The organism is Arthrobacter sp. 10N418 (assembly GCF_056394725.1).
The window spans coordinates 1-21540 of sequence record NZ_JBFTIK010000003.1; the positions used below are offsets into that span (position 1 = coordinate 1).

The following is a 21540-nucleotide window of genomic DNA, read 5'->3' on the forward strand; positions in this document are numbered from 1 at the left end:
GCACCCTGGCCAACGGACCCGTCTCCGAAGTCCCAGGCGTAGGAGCTMACCGTGCCATCCGAATCCGACGAGCCGGAGCCGTCCACCGTGATCCCCAGATCCTTCACCGTCGAAGTGAACGATGCCACCGGCACCTTGTTCACCGGCGGCACAGTGGTGCCGAGTTGGTGGTGGGTGGCCACCTGGGCCGCCGTCAGTGCCGCGGGGTAGACTGCAGCCTCGTCGAGGGTGCCGGCGAAGAACGAACTGCTGGAGCCCCACGTGGTGTCCCCGCCGATCCGCCAGTAGCCCGTGTAGTCCTGGGCGGCCGTCTGCGGATTGGTGCCCACATTGGCACCGTCCACGTAGAGGACCATGCCGTCTGAAGACTGCGTCGCCACCACAGAGTGCCAGACGCCGTCGTTGTAGGCAACAGGCGTGGTGATCGTGTTCATTTGGCCGGTCCACGTTCCGAACACCAAATGACCGTCATCCTGCATGTACACATGCCGGTCATAACTGTCGGAGTTTCCCGTCGCGCGGCTTCCGAACCCAATCAGCTTCCCGCCCCGGGTGGTGGTGGTGTTGAACCAAACCTCCAGGGAGTAGGTTGACGGATTCGTGAACGAGTTGCGGCTGGCGACCAGGCCGGAGTTGCCGTCGAAGGTGGCCGCGGTGCTGGCCCCTCCCGGCAGCGCCCCGGCAGCTCCCAGGGTGACGCCGCCCGAGTAGTCTCCGGCACTGCCGGCCGGGCTGGAGTCCTGCGCGGTCGGGCCGCCGCTTTCACCCAACCGGTAGAACAGCGTGGGGTTGTCGCCGTAGATGGCGGCCCCGTAGGCATCCGCCGGTGCGGGCCGGGTGATGGCCACCGGGTGGGTGACCGAGGACGTCAGTCCGAGGTCGTCGGTCAGGGTCAGCTTGACCTGGTACGTGCCGGCCGAGGGAAAGGCATGGGTGGTGGTTACGCCAGTGCCCGTGGTGCCGTCGCCGAAGTCCCACGCGTAGCTGGCGATGCTTCCATCGTCGGTGGAGCCGGAGGCGTCCAGAGCGGCCGAGGCGGCGCTGACGGTAGAGCTGAATGCTGCTGCCGGAGCCAGGTTGCCGCCGCCGAGGTGGTAGTGCTGGGCCACCTTCGCCGCAGTCAGTGCCGTCGGATAGACGGCCGCCTCATCGAGGGTGCCGGCGAAGAACGGGCTGCTGGAACCCCAGGTGGTGTCCCCGCCGATCCGCCAGTACCCGGAGTAGGGCTGGGCCTGGGTTTGCGGATTCGTCCCCACCTGGGCACCGTCCACATAAAGAACCATGCCGTCGGAGGACTGCGCCGCCACCATCAGGTGCCACTTGCCGTCGTTGTAGGCGACAGGGCTGGTAATTGTGTTCGGCTGGCCGGTCCAGGTGCCGAACACCAGCCGGCCGTCGTCTTGCATGTACACATGCCGGTCATAGTTGTTGGAGGTTCCGGTTGCCTGGTCCCCGAAGCCGATCAGCTTGCCGCCCTGGGTGGTGGTCGTGTTGAACCACAGCTCCAGTGAGTACGTGGCGGGGTTGTCGTAGCTCTTTTGGCTGGCCACCAGGCCGGATGTGCCGTCAAAGGTGGCGGCGGTGTCCGGCGCGCCCGGCAGCTCCCCGGCGGAGCCGAGGGTCACGCCGCCCGAATAGGTTCCCGGGCTGTCCGAGGTGCTCGAATCCGCCGCGGTGCCGCCGCTGCCATCACCCAACCGGTAATACAGCGTGGGATTCTCACCGTAAACGGCAGCTCCGTAGGCATCCTTCGGGGCAGGCTGCACAATCGTCAGCGTTTTCATCAGGCCCGCTCGTTCGCCGCCGTTGTCGGTGACGACCAGATGGACCTGGTACGTGCCGGCCTTGGCGTACGTGTGGCTGGCGGTGGCCCCGGATCCGGTGGTGCCGTCACCGAAGTTCCAGGCATAGTCGGCGATGCTCCCGTTGTCCGTTGAACCCGAGGCGTCAAAAGTCTCGGTCCAGCCGTCGACGGCGGAAGTGAAGGCGGCCACGGGCGCAGGATTTCCACCGCTGGTGACCACTGCCGGCGAGCTGGCCGAAAGGTTCCCGGCGGCGTCCACCGCCCGCACGAAGAAGCGGTTCTCCCCGCCCTTCGGGACGGTGATGCTCGTCCCGGCGGTGGTGGCCACCACACGGTCGTTACGCAGGATCTGGTAGGAAACGCTGCCGCTGTTGTCCGTACTGGCGCCCCATGTCAGCTTCACCGTAGTCGGTCCGTCCGACGACGGCGTCACCGACGCCGGGGTGGTGGGGGCGGTCGCGTCGGTCTGCGGGAATCGGGCCATTCCTCCCGCCCACTTTGACACCGCCGTACGCGTTGCCGCGGTCACCATGTCTCCTCCCGCCCATAAGGTGCCGTTGCTGTCCACCACGGAGGCCCACACGCCCTGCGCGTTGCCGCTGGGCCAGGACATGGTGGGGGTGAACGTTGGGACGATCTGGCCGGTCCCCGCGTCCCACGCCCCGATGAAGTTAAAGGAGTCGGCCTCGGTCCAGCCTGTTCCGACGTCCGGCCAGGTGAAGGCGTTGGAATAGTTCCAGTCATGGCCGTGCGAGCCTGCATAAAGAATGCCGGTCTGGCTGGCGGTCATCGTCTGGAAATCACCGTGGTTCTTGCCGATATTTCCGGACAGTTTTTCAAACGTTGAGGGGGAAAAGCTGAAGAGCCCGTGCTCGGACCCGCCAACCCAGACGCGGTCACCGATGGCCCCTACGGTCTGCTGGTAATCGTTGGAGTTGCTCCAGACCGGGTTCCAGTCCGGGGTGGCCAGTGGGGCGCCGGCAATGGTCTGCACAGCGGCAGCCCTGTGCGCCGTCACCGCGCCGGCGTTGGAGAAGAAACCCGCGGCATAGACCCGGCTTCCGTCCGCGGAGGGAGAGATGCCCATGACTGTCCCGTCCATGTTGGGGTTCCAGCCCTGGCCCGGTGTGCCGTCGGCCACGGACACGCGGCCCAGGTCCCGGGCGTAGGTGGCTGTGGTTGCCTGGCTTCCGCCTCTGAGGTGGGTGAAGGCACCTCCCAGGTAGAGCCAGTTCCCCTTGACGGCCAGATCCGTCACCCTCATGACGTCCCCGGTGATGTGGTCCTCCACCGCAGCGGACCAGTTGGTCGCCGTCGCGCCTGTTGTGGGGTTCAGTGCCACGAGCGAGGGTGAGGGCGCGCCGTTCGCCGTGGTGAATGTGCCGCCGGCCACGATGCTGCCGTTGGGCAGGACTGCAAGGGACATCACCGAACTGTCAAGCTTCGGCGCGAATCCGGGCAGCAGCTGGCCGGTATTGACGTCGAAGGCCGCCAGGAAGGCCTGGGAGACCTTGTCCGCCCCGGTGGAATTGGCCGCCCGCTGGACGGCGGTGAAGTTGCCGCCCACGTACATCGTGTTGCCGCTCTGGACGAACGCCTGCGACAGCACGTCCCCTTCGCGTTTCGGGGTCACCGGATCGGCCAGGCCCCACGGGCTGTCCAGCGCCAGGGACGCCGCAACCGGGACATTCGTTTTCGCGGTGCTGCCCCCGTCACCGACGCGCGTGAACCCCGCGTCCAGGGAGGTGAATTGGGGGCGGAGATACATTTCCGTGTAGGGACGGGCGGAGCCCAGCCCGTCGGCCGACGACCAGAGGTAGCTGGTGCTGCTGCTGGTGCCGGCGACCGTTGTGCCGTAGGAGAATCCCTGGGTGTAACCCTGTGTCTTGTCCGTCAGCGTATTCGTGTTAATCCGCTGGTAGGCGTCGTTGGCCCCGAAGTTGGACGTAAGCCCTCCGCCTCCGCGCACGCCGTCGAAGGAGTACCAGGCCACCTGGTGCTCCGCGCTGAACGTCCAGACCCAGCGGTCCTCTTTGTTCGTATTGAAGCGGGACTCCTGCCACTGCGTTCCGTCCGCATTCGTCGCCCGCTTGAGCCGGATGCCGTCGGGCAGGGCATCCGGGCGTCCGCCATTGAGCAGGCCCTCCACCACAGTGGCCGAGTACTGGGTCGTCGTACCTGACATGGGGCTCAGTCCTGCGGTGCGCAGCGCCGACGCCGAGCCTTTGCCGTTGTTGTTGACAACCCAGCCCTCCCGGCCCTTGCCGATCAGGACCCAGCCGCCGCCGTCGGTGGTCATATCGCAGTAGAACTGCGCGGGGGCATCCATGGCCGGCGTCAGCAGCCAATAGGTGCCGTCCGCGGCTGCGGGGGTGTCCTGCTTGATCTCCCAGCAGGAGGCAGCGGCCGTCGCTGCCGACGAGCCGTTCCGCACCACCACCGGTGCCGCCGAGGCCGGTGACGGATTGGCCACCAGCGCCGAGAACACGATTGAAGCGATGGCCAGTGGGCCAACTATTTTTGAAACTACACGCGCCCTCGACACAGGGAGCCCCCTTAAAAAGAGACCGGAATGCGCCAGGAATAGGCGCATTCTCGAAGACCGGACACTCCTCAGAGCCGAAGAGTGAAGCAAGAGTATGTCGGCGACCCCGCGAAAAGTAGGGCCGAGCAGGGCATCCGGCTACCCGAATCCCGTCCGTCGCTACCCGTTTAATCTGCGGCACTGCTTGCCCCCCGGGTGACGCTACGTGGACGCTGCGTGGACGCTGCCAAAAGGAGCGGGCAGCCTGAGGCACGACGCTGCCAGGGCCACGATGGACGCCTTTCTCCGGCGACCTCTTCGGGACGGTGTTCTCGTCGGGAGGCGGGACTACCTATGGACCCGTCCGGACGCTGGTGCTAGTTGTAGAGGCAGCAAGCCGCCGCATCAGCTGACCGAGGGAATGGAAACCATATGAGGCCGCACCGCAGTACCTCCGCCCGAACCATCCGCAGGCACCCGGGCGAATCGACGTTGCCGCCCACAGCGGTCGCCGTCAGGGCACTTGCGGGCATGGCGGCGTTGGCCCTGGCATCCCTCCTGGCGGGGTGCGGGGCCCCCGCCGCTGTCCCGGCGCCGTCCAAACCGGCACACGTGTTTGTCATCAACCTGGAAAACACCAGCTACGACCGGGCATGGGGCGCCGCCTCGCAGGCCCCGTACCTGTCCCAGACGCTGCGGCAACAGGGCGTTCTGCTGACGGACTACTACGCCGTGGCGTCCAGTTCCCTACCGAACTACATTGCGCAGATCTCCGGCCAGGGTCCCAACCCCAAGACCATGAACGATTGCGCCGTTTACCACCACTTCACCCAGACCGGCACGGCGGCCAATGGCCAGCTAGCCGGCTACGGCTGCGTCTACCCGGACACTGTGCCCACCCTCCCGGGGCAGCTGAATTCGGCGGGGCTGACGTGGAAGGGCTACATGGAGGATATGGGCACCGCGTGCCGCCACCCCAAGCTGGACGCCGACGACGCCACCAAGGCGCCCAGGATCGGCGACCAGTACGGCACACGGCACAATCCGTTCGTCTACTTCGCGGCAATCACCGCGTCCCCGGACTGTGCCAAGAATGTCGTGGACCTGTCCGGGCTGACCGCCGATCTGAAAGCGGTGGAAACCACCCCTAATTTGTCCTACATCACGCCCAACACCTGTAATGACGGGCACGACGCCCCCTGCATCGACGGGACGGCAGGCGGCCTTCCCACCGCGGATGCGTGGCTGAAAAAGTGGGTTCCGGCAATCACGTCCTCCCCTGCCTTCATGGCCGACGGAATGCTGATCATCACCTTCGATGAGGGTGACAAGGAGCTGACACAGAGTGTCGATCCGGGCGCTCCCCTGCAGGCCATTTTCGGCCCGGGAGGAGCCAAGGTGGGAGCGCTGGTGATCTCCCCGTTTGTGCGTCCCAACACCTCATCGGATACCCTCTACAACCACTACAGCCTGCTCGCCAGCATCGAGGATACGTTCGCCCTGCCGCATCTGGGCATGGCGGGGGTTTCCGGATTGAATCACTTCGGCACCGACGTGTATAGCGCCACCCGGTAGGCGGGGACGGCGTTCGGCCGCTCAGGCGGAGTTTGTGTCCGCCGAATCAGTCAGCGGCGGCCGCAGCACTGACGGATTCCCCATCGCCGGATGCCAACGTTGTCGCCGATGAGGGTCCGGTCATTGATGACGACGGCGACCCCGTGGTAGACGCGCACACTGGAACCGAGCCCGGGCGGTTTGCTTGGATATCGTTGCGGGGCGCGCTCTCTAGGTCTATGCGAACATCGGTGTCCGCAGCCGCCGTTTCTGGCTGGCTGCCTTTTGCAGGCCGATGGACCCTGCGATCAGCATAAGCGCCAGGCCCGACGCGAGCATGCCGTAGTAGAAGACCTCCACCATCGACACCAGCAGGACGGTATTGCAGGCCAGGCCGACCGGGTCCGAGAGCCGCAGCGTGTAGAAGAACATGACGGCGAACGTCAGTAGAAAAAACCCTGCTCCAAGGAACCCGTGGGAGTAGAGCACCATCCAGATCTGTCCCTGGGTTCCCACCGACGGCGCGCCGATGGTGACAGACGGTCGGGGCGCCCCGAAGCCAAAAATGGGTGACTTCAGGGTTTCGTTCAGGGCCTCGGTGTAGAGGGATTCCCGGTCCACTGTAGTGCTGCTGACCCCAAGCCGGTTCTGCAGGCGTTCGGTGACGGGAAGGACCTGGACGCTGATCGCAACCAGTATGCCCAGGCCCAGAAGTGCACCCAAGCCTTTCCGGTTTCCGGCCAGGGCCATCCGCATGGCGGCGTAGAGGAGCGCGATGCCAAGACCTAGGAACATGCCTCGGTTAAGGGTCAGAAAGGCCGGCACAAAGGAGACCGGAATAGCCGCAAGCACCAGCCAAAAGCGGCGGCTCCTGCGGATCTGCCAGAGGTACCCCACCACCAGCGGCAGGAGCAAAGAATATGCGGCGCCCCAGTTGTTCGTGTAAAGGAAGGGCGCGCTGGGCCGCGGATCGATGTAGCTCCATGCGGTGGGATTGAACTGTGTCAGCCGCCGGATGGCCATCTGGTTCACCAGCTCGTTCCGCATCAGGGATTGCGGCAGAACGTAGCTCAGCGGGGTGTGGATCACCACAGAGGGAAAAAGGAGTCCCAGATAGCCGCCGACCACCACCACGGCCCAGAACACCGTCAGGCAGCCCAGAACGTACTGCACCTTCAGATGTGTTTTGGCGTTATAGACGTAGACGAAAATGACAGTCAGCGCCAGATAAATCAGCAGCCGGTAAACAAATCCGAACATGCGGTCCGGTGAATCGATAGCGATGAACGAACACGTCATCCAGAGGAGGAAGAGCACCCACACCGAAAATCCCTTCGGCACCCTCGCCGAACGGAACCGCACCAGGTACAGGAACATGATTCCGCCGACGCCGATCCAAATGAGGTCGCTGAGGCCCGCGAGCCACCAGATGGGGTAGCCCAGGAAAATGATTGCGAAGGGCCAGCGCGGTAACTCAGCGGTGGCCCCGGTTCGTTCCCCCTCAAGGCGTTGCACAGAAGCTCTGGGCGGTGCCGCGACGCCGGCTGCTCTGGCTGGGAGGTCCGTGATCATGCCTGGCGTCCTTTTAAGATGGTATCGGGCTGGGTTGGCTATCGGCGTTCAGTATGACAACCGGCACATTGATGGGCAACGAGTAGTTCCTACCTAATACCTGCGCACAAATACCTATATACCCCCCGGTCGGCCGGAATATATCATCGTGCCATCAGCCCCGGCCCGGCGCTGAATCAGGTCTCCCGTTGTGGGCATATTGCCGGCGATCCGTCGGCAGATTGAGGAACAAATGGACGAGAACTCTTCCGTCGGACTCGGACACTACGCAGTAGTTTTGCGGCGGCAATGGAAAACGATTGCACTGGTCACCATCCTGGGGATCAGCGCCGCCGCGGCCTATCTGGGCATGACGCCGACCTCCGTGACAGCGTCCACCGTCGTCAACCTCAACGTCATCACCACTGATCCTTTTAACCCCGCCAAAGCGAGCTCGTCGCTGCTTGACGCCTCCACGGAACAGCAGCTGGCAAGCTCCTTTGTGGTGGCACAGTCCGCCGCGGCTAGCTTGGTCCATGGCGATTCCGTGGAAGCGCTCCGGGCCGGGGTGAATGTCACAACGTTGGCCAACGGTACGACGATGGCAATTTCCTACACTTCGAGCACGGCGCAGAACGCCAGGGACGGCGCGGACGCGCTTGCCAACTCGTACCTCTCCTATCGCCAAGGGCAGGCCGAGGATCGAAAGTCCAAGCTCCAGGACCAGCTTCAGCAGCAGCTCTCAGGCCTGCAGAAAGCCCTTCCGCAGGCCGGAGGCGGTGCACCCTCAATCCTCAGCCAGATCGGGAGTGTCCAGTCCCAGCTGAACCAGCTGTCCCTGATCGACACGAGCGGCGGTACGGTGCTGAACCCGGCAGCACAGAACGAGGTGAGCTATCGCCCCCAGCCGGTGACGGTGATGCTCACCGGCTCGCTGGCAGCCTTCGTGGTGGGCCTGGTGCTTGCTTTCGCCATCAATATGCTTGACCGGCGCGTCCGGGACTGGTACGACGTGCGCGGGGCGGGCGCGGGGCCCCTCCTGGTCCGGTTCAGCGCTACCCGGACCACGGTGCCTGCCGCGGGGACGGACCTGGACCAGTTCAGGGTGGTGCGCGAACGGCTATTGGCCAGCTCAAACATCCGGCTGCGCACCCTGACAGTTATAGATGAGACTCAACATTCCCAGCCCTCAGATGTGGCTGCCAACCTGGCCGTCGTGCTGGCTGAGGCCGGAACCCGCGTTCAATTGATCCTGATGGGGGCCTCAGACGAACAAATGAGGGTCCTGACGGCTGGACTGCAGCTGCACAGCCAGGCTGCAGGAGCCGATGGCCGCGTATTCAGGTCCGCCCTCGTCCAGTCCCTCTCGGTGTTCCAGCCACAACGCGGACGGACCATCTTCGACGCCGATGACTTCGTGACTGAAGCGGTACGTCGGGAACTCATTGGACGCGCATCGGGCCAAGTGATCATTCTGGCTCTGCCGCCGGCAGCGCCGCATGCGAGCCGTCTGGCTGCCGGGCGTCTTTCCGACTGCGTTCTGCTCGTCGGGGAATGCCTGCGGACCCGGATCGATGCGCTGGCTCTGAACGCCGCCGAGATGAACGATGTCGAGGCTCAACTGGCAGGAACGGTCTTGGTCCCCTCCGGGCGCAGGGTCCTCGATCCGGAAGGCTCCACGAAGGAGGGCCGTCGCCGGCAAACCAAGAGCCGCTCTGCGGCCGCCTCTCCCGAGTCCGTACCGAAGGCATCACTCGCGGAGTCAATTTCCAAAGCAAAACTGGCAGACGCGGTTTCCAACGCATCCCTCTCGGCTTCAACTGCCAAGGCCGGAAGCCTCAAGTCATCGTGAGTGCAGCCGGGGTGGAGCAGGGCATCGCGCGGGGGACTTCCCCCCACAATGCCGAACGCCGGCAGGCAGCGCGGGGCGGCATTATCGGAATCTTGGGCGCGGCGATCAGCTCCGTAATGGGATTTGCGCTGACATTCATCCTTGCGCGCTCGTTGGGAGAGGCCGGGTCCGGCGTCGTGCTGCAGACCATCGCGATCTTTACCATCGTCTTGGGCCTGGCGAAGGCCGGCATGGATACCGCCGCTGTCTGGGTGCTTCCCCGCGTCCTGATTTCGGACCGGTCCCAAGTCCGGGGCGCCACAATGGCCCTGCTGGTTCCTACCGCCGTGGTGGGAAGTTTGTTGGCACTGCTGATGGCCGTGCTGGCACCCCGGCTCGGCGCCGGCCGTGACGCCGACAGCCATCAGCTGGTGCAGGCGGTGCAGGGGGCAAGCTGGTTCCTGCCTGCGGCTGCGGTGATGGTGGTTGCACTGGCCGCAACCCGCGGCCTGGGAAACATTGTGCCGTATGCGGTCATCGGTAACATCGGTCTGCCGGCTGTGCGGCCGCTGCTGATCCTGGGGGCCCTTGGGCTGGGCGCCCTCGGCCTGGGCATGCTCCCGGTGCTGGCGTCCATCGCGTGGGCCGCGCCCGCGGCCGTCGCGATGCTGGCGGCTCTGATGGTTTTATGGCGGCGCATCAACCGGCACGAACGGACGGGAGCGCGTGGGACGCTCTGGCCGGGCCGTGAACTCAATATCCAGATCTGGAAGTTTGCGCTGCCCCGCTGGTTCTCCTCGGGTGTGGAGCAGTCGATCATCTGGTTCGACGTGGTGCTCGTGGGCTTTATCGCCGGCGCCGGCCCCGCCGGTATCTACGGCGCTGCCAGTCGCTTCGTCAGCGCGGGGCTTATCGTTTCTTCAGCGATGAGGATGGTCAATTCGCCGCGGTTCAGTGCACTGCTCAGCGAGAACAAGACGCGACAGGTTCAGGATCTGTACTCCACCACGGTCAGCTGGATAGTGCTGCTGGGGGCGCCGATCTACGCCCTGTTCATGATTTTCGCCCCAACCGTCCTTAGCTGGCTGGGCCCCGGTTTCGGGAGCGGGAGCACGGCACTGGTTATTCTCTGCGTGGGCGCGATCACGATGCTGATGGCCGGGAATGTGGACTCCCTGCTCATGATGAGTGGAAGAAGCGGATGGATGGCCACGAACAAGGTCATTGTGCTGGCCCTGAACGTGATCGGGAATCTGTGGCTGGTACCGCTCTGGGGTATTACGGGGGCGGCGGCATCCTGGGCCTTCAGCCTGCTGCTGGACTCGGTGCTGGCCTCCGTGGAAAGCCGCATCTTCCTGGGCATTAAGTTCGGCGCGCGGCAGGTCCTCTATGCACTGTTTGTCTCCGGCGCCTGCGTTGTCCCGGTCAGTGTGCTGGCCCGGGTGCTGATGGGACAGTCAACGGCTGCCGTGTTTGTAGCCGGGGGCGCCACGGTGGCCGCTCTTGCCACATGGTGCTGGCTGGACAGAAAACGGCTCCATCTGGACGATCTTGCCCTGCTGCCCCGAACCGTGCGCAGCAAAGCCCCGGCCGCGGCCTAGTCACCCCTTCCCGGACCAACCACTCCCAGACCAGCGAGGTATCGGCAATGCTCGGATTAATCGACGTCAAGGACGCAGCACCCAGGTGGATGAAGGATGCCGGGGACCTGGTCACCCGGTCCTACGCCAAGGGCACCGTGGGGGCCAGGCCCGCGCCGGATTTCCTGATCGTCGGCACCAAGCGCGGGGGCACAACATCGCTGTACAACTACCTGCTCATGCACCCGGGTGTCCTGGGGCTTTTCCCGCAGGTTCGGGGTAAGAAGAGCACGGATTATTTCTTCAAGGAGCGCGGGCGCGGTGAGCTCTGGTACCGCTCGCACTTCCACACCGAGGCGTACCGCAATCTACTGTCACGGAAACTGGGTTACCGTCCGATCAGCGGTGAGGCGTCCCCGTACTACCTGTGGGACTCCCGCATCGCGATGCACGCCCGCGCCGTTTCCCCGGACATCAAGGCGATCGCGCTGCTGCGGGATCCCGTGGAGCGCGCCTATTCGCATTACCAGGAACGGGTCCAGAACGGCGTCGAGCCGCTCAGCTTCGAAGCGGCGCTTGCGGCCGAGGACACCCGGCTTGCGGGTGAGTCGGGGAAGATGGCGGCGGACCCGCAGTACTACAGCACCGCCCACGACTTTTACTCCTACCGGGCCAGGGGTGTCTATCTGCCGCAGCTGCAGAACTGGCATCGCGCATTTCCCGAGGGCCAGCTGCTGGTCCTGCGTAGCGAAGATATGTACGACGACGTCCAGGGAGCCTTCAACCGGGTGTGCGATTTCCTGGGCATCCCGCCGTATGGCCTGCCGACCACCAAGACGTTTAATGCCAGTGCCCGGTCGACGATGCCGGAGGCAGCCAGGGCAGAGCTCACGTCTTACTACGCCCCGCACAACAAGGAGCTGGCGGACTATCTGCAGCGGGAACCGCTCTGGACTTGAGCGGTTCCTCAGGCCGAGGGGGCAGCGGACGCTGCCGGGCCGGCAGGCGATTCCTCCAGCGTGCCCTGTCCGTCAAGGAGGCCTTGGGCGGCGTCGATCATGCCAACCAGCTCCGGCACAGAGATCCATGACGACGCCCAGCCCCCGTTGTGGACAGCCAACGTCCACGCCCGTTCGGCTACCACCATTGCGTAGACGCCCGCAAGCACCGGCCAGGCCTCCCGGGGTACCCCTGCTGCCTCGAAAAACGGCCCGGCGTCGTCGACGGCCTGGAGCAGGTTCGCTGCCATCGGCCCCTCGCCGCGTTCGCGCCTGACGCTGAACATCCAGTGCACCGCGTCGAGGCCTGCCACCGCATCGGGTTCGCAGGACTCCCAGTCCCAGCACCACAGGCGCCCGCTGGAATCCCTCGCGGTGTTCCACGGAACGAGGTCACCGTGCCAGCGGTCGGCCACCGGCAGAACCGTATCCCGGGTGCGCAGCAGCTCGGCCAGACGGGCCAGCGCCTGCGCCAGCGCCGGCTCCGATGCCGGGTCCAGGGCAGCCAGCCGGTGGCCCAATGCCTGGAAATGTTCGGTGGCGGACAGCGCGCCCACCCTGCTGACGGGGCACAGGGCAAAGAGCTCCTGGGGCGTGGGGCCTTTGACACTGCCCCGCACGGCGCGCACATCCAGGGGCAGGGGCTCCGTCACCAGATACGGAAACTCCCTCTGGCTTCCTACGGCGAGCAGAACGGGGGCACGCACCGGACCGGTGGAGGCGCCGACGGCCCGCAACGCTGCGATTTCGGTCCGGACAAGCTCGCTGCTGCTCTCATTCCAAGCCAGCTTTGCATACCCCGCCGGCCTCCCCGCGCCATCCACCAGCTGCAGTGTCGGCTTGCGGTTATCCCCGTCCCGGATACCGATCGAGGCGAACAGTCCTGGCCCGTCAGCGTCGGAGTCCGGGCCGCCGTTTCCCCTCGTGCCTCTGCCCCGCAGGCTGGCCGCCACGGCTGCAAGCGGCATCGCTTCCTGCGCGCGCTCCGCACCCACTCTTTCCTGCACGGAGAGTCTGTGCAGGACCGGCCGGAGCCCCAACCGGGCCAATGATCCCAGCAGAATGCGTGCCGTGTTGACTTTGCCGCGGCGCAGCGACCGGTACTGGAGCAAGCTGGCCGCCGTGACCCGCGGGGTGGCCAGCGGGATCAGCAGCCGCGCCCGGGAAGCGGAGGGAAGAACCCAGTACGATTCCAGCTCGCGCCACTCATTGTCGGCAGAGGGATTGAGGACAACACGGACCTGGCCGGCAGCGACGGGCAGACACCAGAGTTGCTCCACCAGAGTATCCAACCGTGACGTGCCCCTACCGCTCACAATGCGTTGTCCCCGCAATGGGTTGCGCATAATCAGTCCCTCCGCCGGTTCCCCCCACGCTGCCGTCTGCGGCACGTGGTCCCATTGTGCACGAAATTGACTCAGTGATACAGGGCAACGGGGCAGGAATGCGCTGTACCACCGCTGGCGGTCTGGACCCGGTTTCCTCGGGCGCGGATGCCTTCCGTCGCACCACGAACTCAAACTGCGGGCCACTCTGAGGGGAATTCGTTACAAAAGTGTTGTAATGTCTCTTTTTGTCAACAGGGCCGCCTTGGCCTGATTTAGAAATCCTGATCGCAGCCGGGTCTCACTGTGCATCGTGATCAACGGCCTCCGGGCCCAGGAGTAACTTTATGAATGGATTGACGGACAACCCAGACAATTCGAACCTCAGCAATGGAACAACGCTAACCGGCCCCGCCCCGCGGACCCGGGGCCGCCGGGTATTTGCCGCCGGGGGCGCCTCCTTGGCCATCGCTTTGGGGCTGGCCACGGTTGGCGCTCCCGCCGTTCAGGCCAGCACGGCAGAGCTGGTGGTTAACGGCGGTTTTGAGAATGGCACCACGGGCTGGCGGACCAATGACAGCAGCAACCAGCAGCTTGCCGTTGTCAGTGGCGGACACAGCGGCGCGCATGCCGTCGCGCTAACAACCAAGACCAGCCAGACCGCTGTTCTGAACGACAGTATTAATACGGTCAAGTCCACCACGGCCGGAACGCGGTACGCCGTCAGCGCATGGGTCCGCACCGACACCCCTGGTATCTCGGGCCAAGTGCGTGTCCGTGAGGAACAGGGCAGTGTCCCGCTCACCGGATCGTCCTTCTATCTGACGACGAAGGAATGGACGAAAATCGCCTTCAACGTCACCGTCGCTTACAGCGGCTCGTCGATGGACCTGAACGTCCTGGCATGGGGCCTGAAGCCGAGCCAGTCGTTCCGGATGGATGACATCTCCATGCAGGTGATCCCTGCTGGCGCCCCGGCTCCCACCCCGCCTCCGGTCACTCCGACTCCCACCCCGCCTCCGGTCACTCCGACTCCTCCGCCGGCTCCCACCCCGGTGCCGCCGACGGCCCCGACTCCCGCACCGGGTAATACCGTCTTCGGTTCCAGCCTGGGACTGTCGAGCTCCGGCGGAACCCGTGACCAGGCCCTGGCGCGGGAGGAGGCCAGATTTGGTTCCTTGGGCACGGTCAGGCTCTTCGACAACACCGTTCCGTCCAGCTGGTCCTCGCTGAGCACCATGAAGGGCAAATCCCTGGTGTTATCGTTCCGCCCGCTGCCGGCGGACGTGATGGCGGGCAAGTATGACGCGGCCCTGCTGGCCTGGTTCAAGGCGGCCCCGCGCGACCAGGAAACGTATTGGTCGTACGTCCACGAACCCGAGGCTGAAATCGCCAAGGGAAGTTACACTGCCGCCGCCTACCGCGCGGCCTGGCAGCACATTGTGCGGCTGGAAGCCCAGGCCAACAACCAGCATCTGCACTCCACCCTGATCCTCATGGGATGGACCGTGAACCCGGCCTCGAAGTTGAACTGGAAGGACTACTACCCGGGCGACGGCTACATCGACGTTCTGGGATGGGACCCCTATAACGACTCCGGGAGCGTTGCCGGTCCTTCGACCTACCCGGATCCGGCCAATATCTACGGAGGCGTTGTCGCGGTCTCCAAGGCGGCGGGGAAGCCCTTCGGCATTGCAGAGACGGGAAGCCGGCTCATTCCCTCGGACCCCAGCGGGGCGGGACGTGGTGCGTGGCTTACCAAGGTCGGCAAGTACCTGAAGGACAACAATGCCCTCTTCGTGGCGTATTGGGACTCCGCGGTCCAGATCGGCGACTACCGCCTGACGGACGCGCCTTCGGCCGCGGCCTGGCGGAAGCTGGTGAGCGGCTGACCGGCAGGCCCCGCCACTAGATGCCGCGGCCCCGTTTGTGAAGTGCCTCCATCACGCGTGCCGGACTCACAAGCCCGCACGCGACGGCGGCGGCCAGGGGCACGCGCAGTTCAAGGGGATTGCGCTGGGCAGCCGATGCTGCCCAGCGCAAGGCCTTTCCCCGCTCACCCATGGCCGCGTGGGCGAACGCCAGCTGGCCCCTGATCCGGGCAGATCCCGCAGGAACCGTGTCGAATTCGGGGTACTTATCCAGGATCCACGACAGACCGTCACACATCGTTTGCCAGCGGCGGAAGAAAAAGGACTGGCTCCCCCACCTGACGACGGCCGAAACCCGACGGACGTGGGCGATGGGCCGCCGGCGCGAGACCCTCAGGAGATACTCGTAATCTTCGCCGAACCCTCCCGGGACGTCCTCGTCCACCAGACCGAACCCGTCCAGGACGGCGGACCGGCGCATCAGGAACGTCGAGGGATGGAGTTCCGTGTGGCGGTCGCGCAGCAGATCGGCAAAACTGATCCACGACTTTTCCAGCGGCCGGTCGTGGGACTGCCCGTCATAGGAGACGGAAATATCGCAAGTCACAAACTCGGTGCCCGGATTGTCCGCCAGCACCTGCACTTGCGCCTCGACCTTATGCGGCAGCCAAAGATCGTCGTCGTCACAAAAGGCGATGAACTCCCCCGTTGCTGCCTCAATGCCGCTGTTGCGCGCACCGGCCAATCCCGGCTTCCGGCCATTGGCCAGAACACGCACGCTCCGGGATGCTGTTTCGGTGGCAAGGGAGTAGTCGGGCGCCGATTGGTCGAAAACCACCAGGACTTCCAGGAAACCGGCGTACGTTTGCGCCATTACGGCGCTGATCGCCTGACGCAGCATCTCAGGGCGGTCCCTGGTGGCAATAATGGCCGTGACCCGGTCCATGGCGATCACCACCCTATCCTCACCTTTCCGGCACCGGTACCGAAGCCAGCACCGCTGCCGGACCTGGCCGGCCTGCCGGACGCGGCCCCCGTTCCGGTCCTTGCAACGGTGCCGGATCCACGGCCGGCGCGAGGGGCAGTCGCGGAGCGAGGAACAGCCATTGCGTGATCCGTACCAGTACCCGTGCTCATGGCCCGACTTGCCCTATCGGCCAGGCCAGCCAGGCCAGGCAGGCCGGTCAAAGCGGTCAAACCGTCCTCGACGCCGTCGCCGAGGCCGTCACCGGGCAGCCCCAATTCGCTCCAGGCCCAGGCCACGACTTGCTTATCGCCAACGGCCGAGGGCGGCAGACTGACCCGGGGGATGTGGTGGCGGACCATTGCCCGGGCGGCCCGGATAGCGCTCAGCCGGGAGGGCCCGGCTTCCGCGGCCGCATTCCACACCGTGGGCCAGAACGCGGGAGCCGCGGCCACCTCAAGGAACCGCAGGTCAATCTCACGGTTGCAGCTCAAAGCGGAGGCCAGCATAGGGTCCTGGCCGGAGTCGACGAGGACGTCGGCACCTGATACGTCCCTCGCCGCCGCGTAGACCGCCTGATAGTACCCGCTGTACCAGGCCAGCTGCTGCCGAGCGTCCCGCGTCCGGGCGGCCGACCCCGGCATGAACACCCGCGGTCCAGCGGCGTCGGCCCGGACGGTGAGACCGCGGACGTCGACTTCGTCCCAGCCGCCAAAAGCGGACTTGCCGACGGCACGCCAGAATTCGCACTCATGGAACGGGACATTACAGCTGCAGTTCTCGTTGTCGACGACGCCTCGTTGCCAGAGCCGGCTTGTATTGCCCAGCACAGCTACCGAGGTCCGGGACCGGACGGATGCCAGCAACGTCTTTGCGGAGCCGGAAGGGGCAGCAATATACAGCACCAGGGGCGCTCCGACGGAGGCGCGGTTCGTCGAGGTTCGGCGCTTGTGCAGCAATGCGGCCAGCTTCTGTGCGGCCTCGTCGGCGCCGAAAGTCTCGGCCTCTATCAGGAGGCGGGTTCCCGCCTCGTTCTCCGCCGACGCGGCCACGTGGGCGTCCAGTTCCTGCGCCGACTCCACGCAAAAGGCCAGCCCCCTCTTGGCGGACCAGCGCGTAAACCGTTGCTGATGGTCATCGACGTGTTCCCCGTACTGCGGATCCCGGGGGAACACCAACGGGAGGTGACCGGCCTTTCGCGCCTCTGAAATCGTGGCGGGGCCACCGTGAAGAATGACGATGTCACTAGCCTCCAGCAGGGTGGCCAGCTCCTTGGGCGAGACGAAGTCCCGACCGGCGGCAATGCGGGGCGGTGCGCTGTGGCCGTGCTGAACAATCACCCGGTCCGACGGATTCGACTGGGCCCACTTGTCGGCCCAGTCGATGATTCGCTTGAACGGATGGCAGTCGGTTCCCACCAGTACCGTTATTGTTCTGGATGCTCTGCTCATCACAGGAGTCTTCCCAGCAGCTGCGCATCCCGGTACAGGCCGAGTTGGTCACGCCACTGGACAAGCATGAGGTCGGAGAAGGGCCGGCACAGCCGGCCGGTCAGGGTGGGGCTCTCAACCCGGTCGAAGACCTCGATGTACACCGTTGCGATGCCCAAGGCGCGGGCGGTGACGAAAAAGGGGAACGCGCTGCCGGCGCCGGTGGAGACGACCACTGTGGGACGAAACCGCCGGATCACAAGATAGGCGAGTCTGGCGTTCCGCAGCAGATTGGGAATATTGCGTGTCGTGGGCGAGTACGCCCACGACACGTCCGACTCCGCCTCGAGGTTCGACTTCGCATCCTCGGTGGGAAAGGTGACCCACGCCCGCTCATGCGCGGACCACCAGGGCCGCAGCGACATCAGCTGCGCCAGGTGACCGCCGCTGGAACCGACCAGCAGGATCCGCTCCCGGCCCGGTGCTGCAGCGGGCGGACCGCCCCGAAAAACTCGCTCTAACCTCATCGCTCTTGATCCTCCCCATTATGTGACGCGTGGTGGCACCGGCCGGTGGCTCCGGTGGCTTCAGATGATCATTCCGGCGCCGACGGTGCTGTGGGTGTTTTCGTCGATCAGTACAAATCCGCCCGTTTCACGGTTCCGCCGGTACTCGTCCATCAGCAGCGGCGTCGTTGTCCGCAGCCGGACCCGGCCGATGGAATTGAGCGCAAGTTCGGGCGCGGATTCGTCCCGGTGCAAGGTGTTGACGTTCAGTTCGTACTGCACGGACTTCACCAGGGCCCTGGTGTTGCGGGTGGTGTGCTTGAGGGCCAGCTTCTGCCCAGGCCGGAGGGGCTCGTCGCTCATCCACGCAACCATGGCGTCGATGTCCTGGGACACCGTCGGCTGGTTGTGCGGGCGGCAGATCATGTCCCCCCGCGAAATGTCGATGTCGTCCTCGAGCCGCACTGTTACAGACATCGGCGCAAACGCCTCATCCACCGGGCCATCGGCGGTTTCGATGGACGCAATGCGGCTGGGCAGCCCGCTTGGCAGCACAATCACGTCGTCCCCGGTCCGCATCACTCCGCCGGCGATCTTGCCGGCATAGCCGCGGTAGTCGTGGTGCTCGCTGGTGTGCGGCCGGATGACGTACTGGACGGGGAACCGCCCGTCCACCAGGTTCCTGTCGCTGGCAATGTAGACGTTCTCCAGATGATTGAGCAGTGACCCGCCCTCGTACCACGGCATGTTCTGCGAACGCTCCACCACGTTGTCCCCGTGCAGGGCGGACACGGGCATGACCGTCAGATCCGCAATCTGCAGCTTTGCCGCAAATTCCGTGAATTCGCGGCGGATGTCCTCATAAACCTGCCGCGAGTAGCCCACCAGGTCCATCTTGTTGACGGCCAGTACAAGGTGGGGAACCTGGAGCAGGGAAACGAGGAAGGCGTGGCGGCGGCTCTGCTCAACGAGGCCCTTGCGGGCGTCAACCAGCACGATCGCCAGGTCCGCAGTGGATGCTCCCGTCACCATGTTCCGGGTGTACTGGATGTGGCCCGGGGTGTCCGCAATGATGAATTTCCGCGAAGGGGTCGCGAAATACCGGTAAGCGACGTCGATGGTTATCCCCTGTTCCCGCTCGGCGCGCAGCCCATCCGTCAGCAGCGACAGCTCCGTGTATTCCGAGCCCATTTCGCGGCTGGCCCGTTCGACTCCTTCCAGCTGGTCACTGAAGATGGACTTGGAGTCGTACAGCAGGCGTCCGATCAGGGTGCTCTTGCCGTCGTCGACCGAACCGGCAGTGGCAAATCGCAGCAGGTCCATCAGAAGTAGCCTTCTTTCTTTCGGTCTTCCATCGCAGCTTCGCTGACCCGGTCATCCCCGCGGGTCGCCCCGCGTTCGGTGATGCGCGAGGCAGCGACCTCCTCGAGGACCAGCTGCACGGAGTCGGCATGGGACCGGACGGCGGCGGTCAGGGTGGCGTCCCCCACTGTGCGGTAGCGCACCGATTCGATGAACGTCGCTTCGGTGGCGGTGGGCCGGCAGAGCTCGTTGGCGGCGAACAGCATGCCGTTGCGTTCGAAGACTTCGCGCTGGTGGGCGTAGTAGATGGAGGGCACCTCGATGCTTTCGGCAGCGATGTACTCCCAGATATCGAGCTCGGTCCAGTTGGACAGCGGAAAGACCCGGATGCTCTCGCCCAGGTGGACCTTGGCATTGAACAGGTTCCACAGCTCGGGTCGCTGCTTCTTGGGGTCCCACTGGCCGAACTCGTCCCGGAAGGAGAAAATGCGCTCCTTGGCCCGGGCCTTTTCCTCGTCCCTGCGTGCACCGCCCAGCAGCGCGGTAAAGCCGTTCTTCTCCGCCGTTTCCAGCAGCACCGGGGTCTGTATCCTGTTCCGTGAGCCGTTCGGCTCCTCCCGGACCATCCCGCGGTCAATGGCGTCCTGGACGGATCCGACCACCAGGTTCAGCCCGTACCGTGCCACCATGCGGTCCCGGAGTTCAAGTACCTCCGGGAAGTTGTGGCCGGTATCGATATGGAGCACGGGAAACGGGACACGGGCCGGGGCGAACGCCTTCCGCGCCAGGTGCAGCATGACGATGGAATCCTTGCCGCCGGAAAACATCAAGGCCGGATGCTCGATCTCCGCCACCACTTCGCGCAGAATATAGATGGCTTCGGATTCAAGAACCTCAAGCTGGGAGAGGATACGTCGGGGGCTTTCGGTCACGTCACTCACCGGAGTGTCCTTCCGTCAGGGGGCGCTGCCGCCTGGCATTGCCGATGGCTGCCAGCACCGTCGCGCTCAGGTCCGGTCGGCAGACCAGCAGGTCCGGGAGGTAGGGGTTTTCCTGGTTGTACCGCGGAGCCGAGCCGTCAAGGCGGCTCACGTGCAGCCCCGCGCCCCGGGCGACGACGACGGGAGCGGCGGAATCCCACTCATACTGGCCGCCGTCGTGCAGGTAGATGTCGACTTCGCCGCTGGCGACGGCGCACGTTTTGAATCCGGCAGAGCCCATCGGAATCAGGGTGGCGCCGATTTCCGTGGCCACAGAACCGGCAATTTCCGGGGCCCTGCTCCGTGACACGGCCATTCTCAGACCGGTATGGGGGGCGGCGGGCTCGCCCGCGTCCTCTCCCGTCAGTACCATGTCCAGCCGGGGAAGCGCCACCGCGCCGGCCACCAGTTCCCCTGCCTGCCACAGGGCCACGTGCACGGCCCAATCAGGGCGGCCTTCGGAAAATTCCCGGGTCCCGTCCAACGGGTCAATGATCCAGACCCGCTCGGCCCGCAGGCGCGAGAGCTGGTCCGGCGCCTCCTCCGAGAGCACTTGGTCCTGTGGCCGGCTGCGGAGCAGCATTTTCTTCAGGAATTCCTGGGAGCGGCTGTCCCCCTCCGCGCCCAGCGAGCTGGCGCCCGAAGTGGCGGCCCGGCCCTGCAGGGTCCTGAGGATGACGCCGGCCCCTTCAGCCAGCGCCGCGGCCAGCTCGGCATCCGACAGTTTGGCGTTGATGACACGCTCTCGTTTGAGCAATAGCATGATTCCCCCGTTTTAGTAGGCGCCGACTGGCTTCTTCATCATCCTGGCTGTGCGCCACAGGATGGTGATGTCGCCGGCGAGAGACCAGTTTTCTACGTAGAACACATCGAGGCGGACGCTGTCCTGCCAGCTGAGTTTCGACCGGCCGTTGAACTGCCACATGCCGGTCAGGCCCGGTTTGATGTACAGCCTGCGGTGCACCCGGGACTTGTACGCCTCCACCTCCCGCTGCAGCGGCGGACGCGGCCCCACCAGGGAGGTCTTCCCGTCGGCCGCGGCCGGACCGCCGGCCGGGACACGGTGGCCGCAGCGCGCAGGCACCTGCCAGGAAAAGCTGGAAAGACCCGTCACGGAGGTGATTTCCGAAGAGCGCATCGTCGAGGCCTTCTTAGTACCGATAGTTGTTTGCTGACTGGATGTATCAAACCTAGGAGAGCCTCCGTCCGGGAAGGCGAGTAAGCAGTACGCGTCTTTTCCGGCCGTCTCACTGCGTAATTGGCCCGGACTACTGGGGCGGCCCTTAATGGGCGGGTACGGACCGCCCGGAAAGCCCCGGA

At 65.1% G+C, this 21540-nt stretch carries 14 protein-coding genes and 1 pseudogene; 5 read left to right on the plus strand and 10 right to left on the minus strand.

Annotation, left to right across the window (positions count from 1 at the left end):
- Nucleotides 1-4277, minus strand: a 4277-nt coding sequence (locus AC1DCZ_RS02755) for a LamG-like jellyroll fold domain-containing protein (RefSeq protein WP_476973319.1), incomplete at its 3' end; no start/stop codon positions are given.
- Nucleotides 4278-4760: 483 nt separating this feature from the next.
- On the opposite strand from AC1DCZ_RS02755, the gene AC1DCZ_RS02760 reads away from it, so the two are divergent.
- Nucleotides 4761-5903, plus strand: coding sequence for an alkaline phosphatase family protein (locus tag AC1DCZ_RS02760; protein ID WP_476973320.1), 1143 nt, complete (start codon nt 4761-4763; stop codon nt 5901-5903).
- A gap of 216 nt (nt 5904-6119) precedes the next feature.
- Here AC1DCZ_RS02760 and AC1DCZ_RS02765 read toward each other — a convergent pair whose 3' ends face one another.
- Nucleotides 6120-7454 carry an O-antigen ligase family protein gene (locus AC1DCZ_RS02765; RefSeq protein WP_476973321.1) on the minus strand — a complete coding sequence of 445 codons (1335 nt, stop codon included), beginning with the start codon at nt 7452-7454 and terminating at the stop codon, nt 6120-6122.
- A gap of 232 nt (nt 7455-7686) precedes the next feature.
- Here AC1DCZ_RS02765 and AC1DCZ_RS02770 point away from each other — a divergent pair, with 232 nt between their 5' ends.
- From AC1DCZ_RS02770 to AC1DCZ_RS02780, 3 genes are read left to right on the plus strand one after another with little or no spacing between them, the layout of a single operon-like run.
- Nucleotides 7687-9285 carry a hypothetical protein gene (locus AC1DCZ_RS02770; protein ID WP_476973322.1) on the plus strand — a complete coding sequence of 533 codons (1599 nt, stop codon included), beginning with the start codon at nt 7687-7689 and terminating at the stop codon, nt 9283-9285.
- Entirely contained in the window at nt 9282-10865 is a 1584-nt protein-coding gene (locus tag AC1DCZ_RS02775) for a lipopolysaccharide biosynthesis protein (protein ID WP_476973323.1), read from the plus strand. Before AC1DCZ_RS02770 ends, AC1DCZ_RS02775 begins: the two co-directional genes overlap by 4 nt.
- A gap of 47 nt (nt 10866-10912) precedes the next feature.
- On the plus strand, nt 10913-11803 hold the full coding sequence (locus AC1DCZ_RS02780; protein ID WP_476973324.1) for a sulfotransferase domain-containing protein: 891 nt from the start codon (nt 10913-10915) through the stop codon (nt 11801-11803).
- Between the two features lie 8 nt (nt 11804-11811).
- On the opposite strand, the gene AC1DCZ_RS02785 is transcribed toward AC1DCZ_RS02780, so the two are convergent.
- Nucleotides 11812-13122, minus strand: a complete 1311-nt coding sequence (locus AC1DCZ_RS02785; RefSeq protein WP_476973325.1) for a hypothetical protein — start codon at nt 13120-13122, stop codon at nt 11812-11814.
- A gap of 401 nt (nt 13123-13523) precedes the next feature.
- On the opposite strand from AC1DCZ_RS02785, the gene AC1DCZ_RS02790 reads away from it, so the two are divergent.
- The gene (locus tag AC1DCZ_RS02790) at nt 13524-15059 is read left to right on the plus strand and encodes a carbohydrate binding domain-containing protein (RefSeq protein WP_476973326.1); all 1536 of its coding nucleotides are present in this window, start codon (nt 13524-13526) and stop codon (nt 15057-15059) included.
- 16 nt (nt 15060-15075) lie between these two features.
- Here AC1DCZ_RS02790 and AC1DCZ_RS02795 read toward each other — a convergent pair whose 3' ends face one another.
- From AC1DCZ_RS02795 to AC1DCZ_RS02825, 7 genes and pseudogenes are all read right to left on the minus strand, one after another.
- A complete protein-coding gene (locus tag AC1DCZ_RS02795) occupies nt 15076-15984 on the minus strand; it encodes a glycosyltransferase family 2 protein (RefSeq protein WP_476896619.1) in 909 nt (302 codons plus the stop codon).
- Nucleotides 15985-15989: 5 nt separating this feature from the next.
- Nucleotides 15990-17453: a glycosyltransferase gene (locus tag AC1DCZ_RS02800; RefSeq protein ID WP_476973327.1), complete on the minus strand. Its 1464-nt coding sequence runs from the start codon at nt 17451-17453 to the stop codon at nt 15990-15992.
- Nucleotides 17453-17959 (minus strand): PssD/Cps14F family polysaccharide biosynthesis glycosyltransferase, encoded by a 507-nt coding sequence (gene pssD, locus AC1DCZ_RS02805; RefSeq protein WP_476896604.1) that lies wholly within the window; start codon nt 17957-17959, stop codon nt 17453-17455. The genes AC1DCZ_RS02800 and pssD overlap by 1 nt, the downstream gene beginning before the upstream one ends.
- A 60-nt stretch (nt 17960-18019) precedes the next feature.
- The gene (locus AC1DCZ_RS02810; protein ID WP_476896603.1) at nt 18020-19261 is read right to left on the minus strand and encodes a sulfate adenylyltransferase subunit 1; all 1242 of its coding nucleotides are present in this window, start codon (nt 19259-19261) and stop codon (nt 18020-18022) included.
- On the minus strand, nt 19261-20181 hold the full coding sequence (gene cysD / locus AC1DCZ_RS02815; RefSeq protein WP_476896602.1) for a sulfate adenylyltransferase subunit CysD: 921 nt from the start codon (nt 20179-20181) through the stop codon (nt 19261-19263). Before cysD ends, AC1DCZ_RS02810 begins: the two co-directional genes overlap by 1 nt.
- Nucleotides 20174-20983, minus strand: a complete 810-nt coding sequence (locus AC1DCZ_RS02820) for a 3'(2'),5'-bisphosphate nucleotidase CysQ (RefSeq protein WP_476896601.1) — start codon at nt 20981-20983, stop codon at nt 20174-20176. Before AC1DCZ_RS02820 ends, cysD begins: the two co-directional genes overlap by 8 nt.
- A gap of 12 nt (nt 20984-20995) precedes the next feature.
- Nucleotides 20996-21250: pseudogene (locus tag AC1DCZ_RS02825) on the minus strand (sugar transferase); the annotation flags it as partial.
- Between the last annotated feature and the right edge of the window lie 290 nt (nt 21251-21540).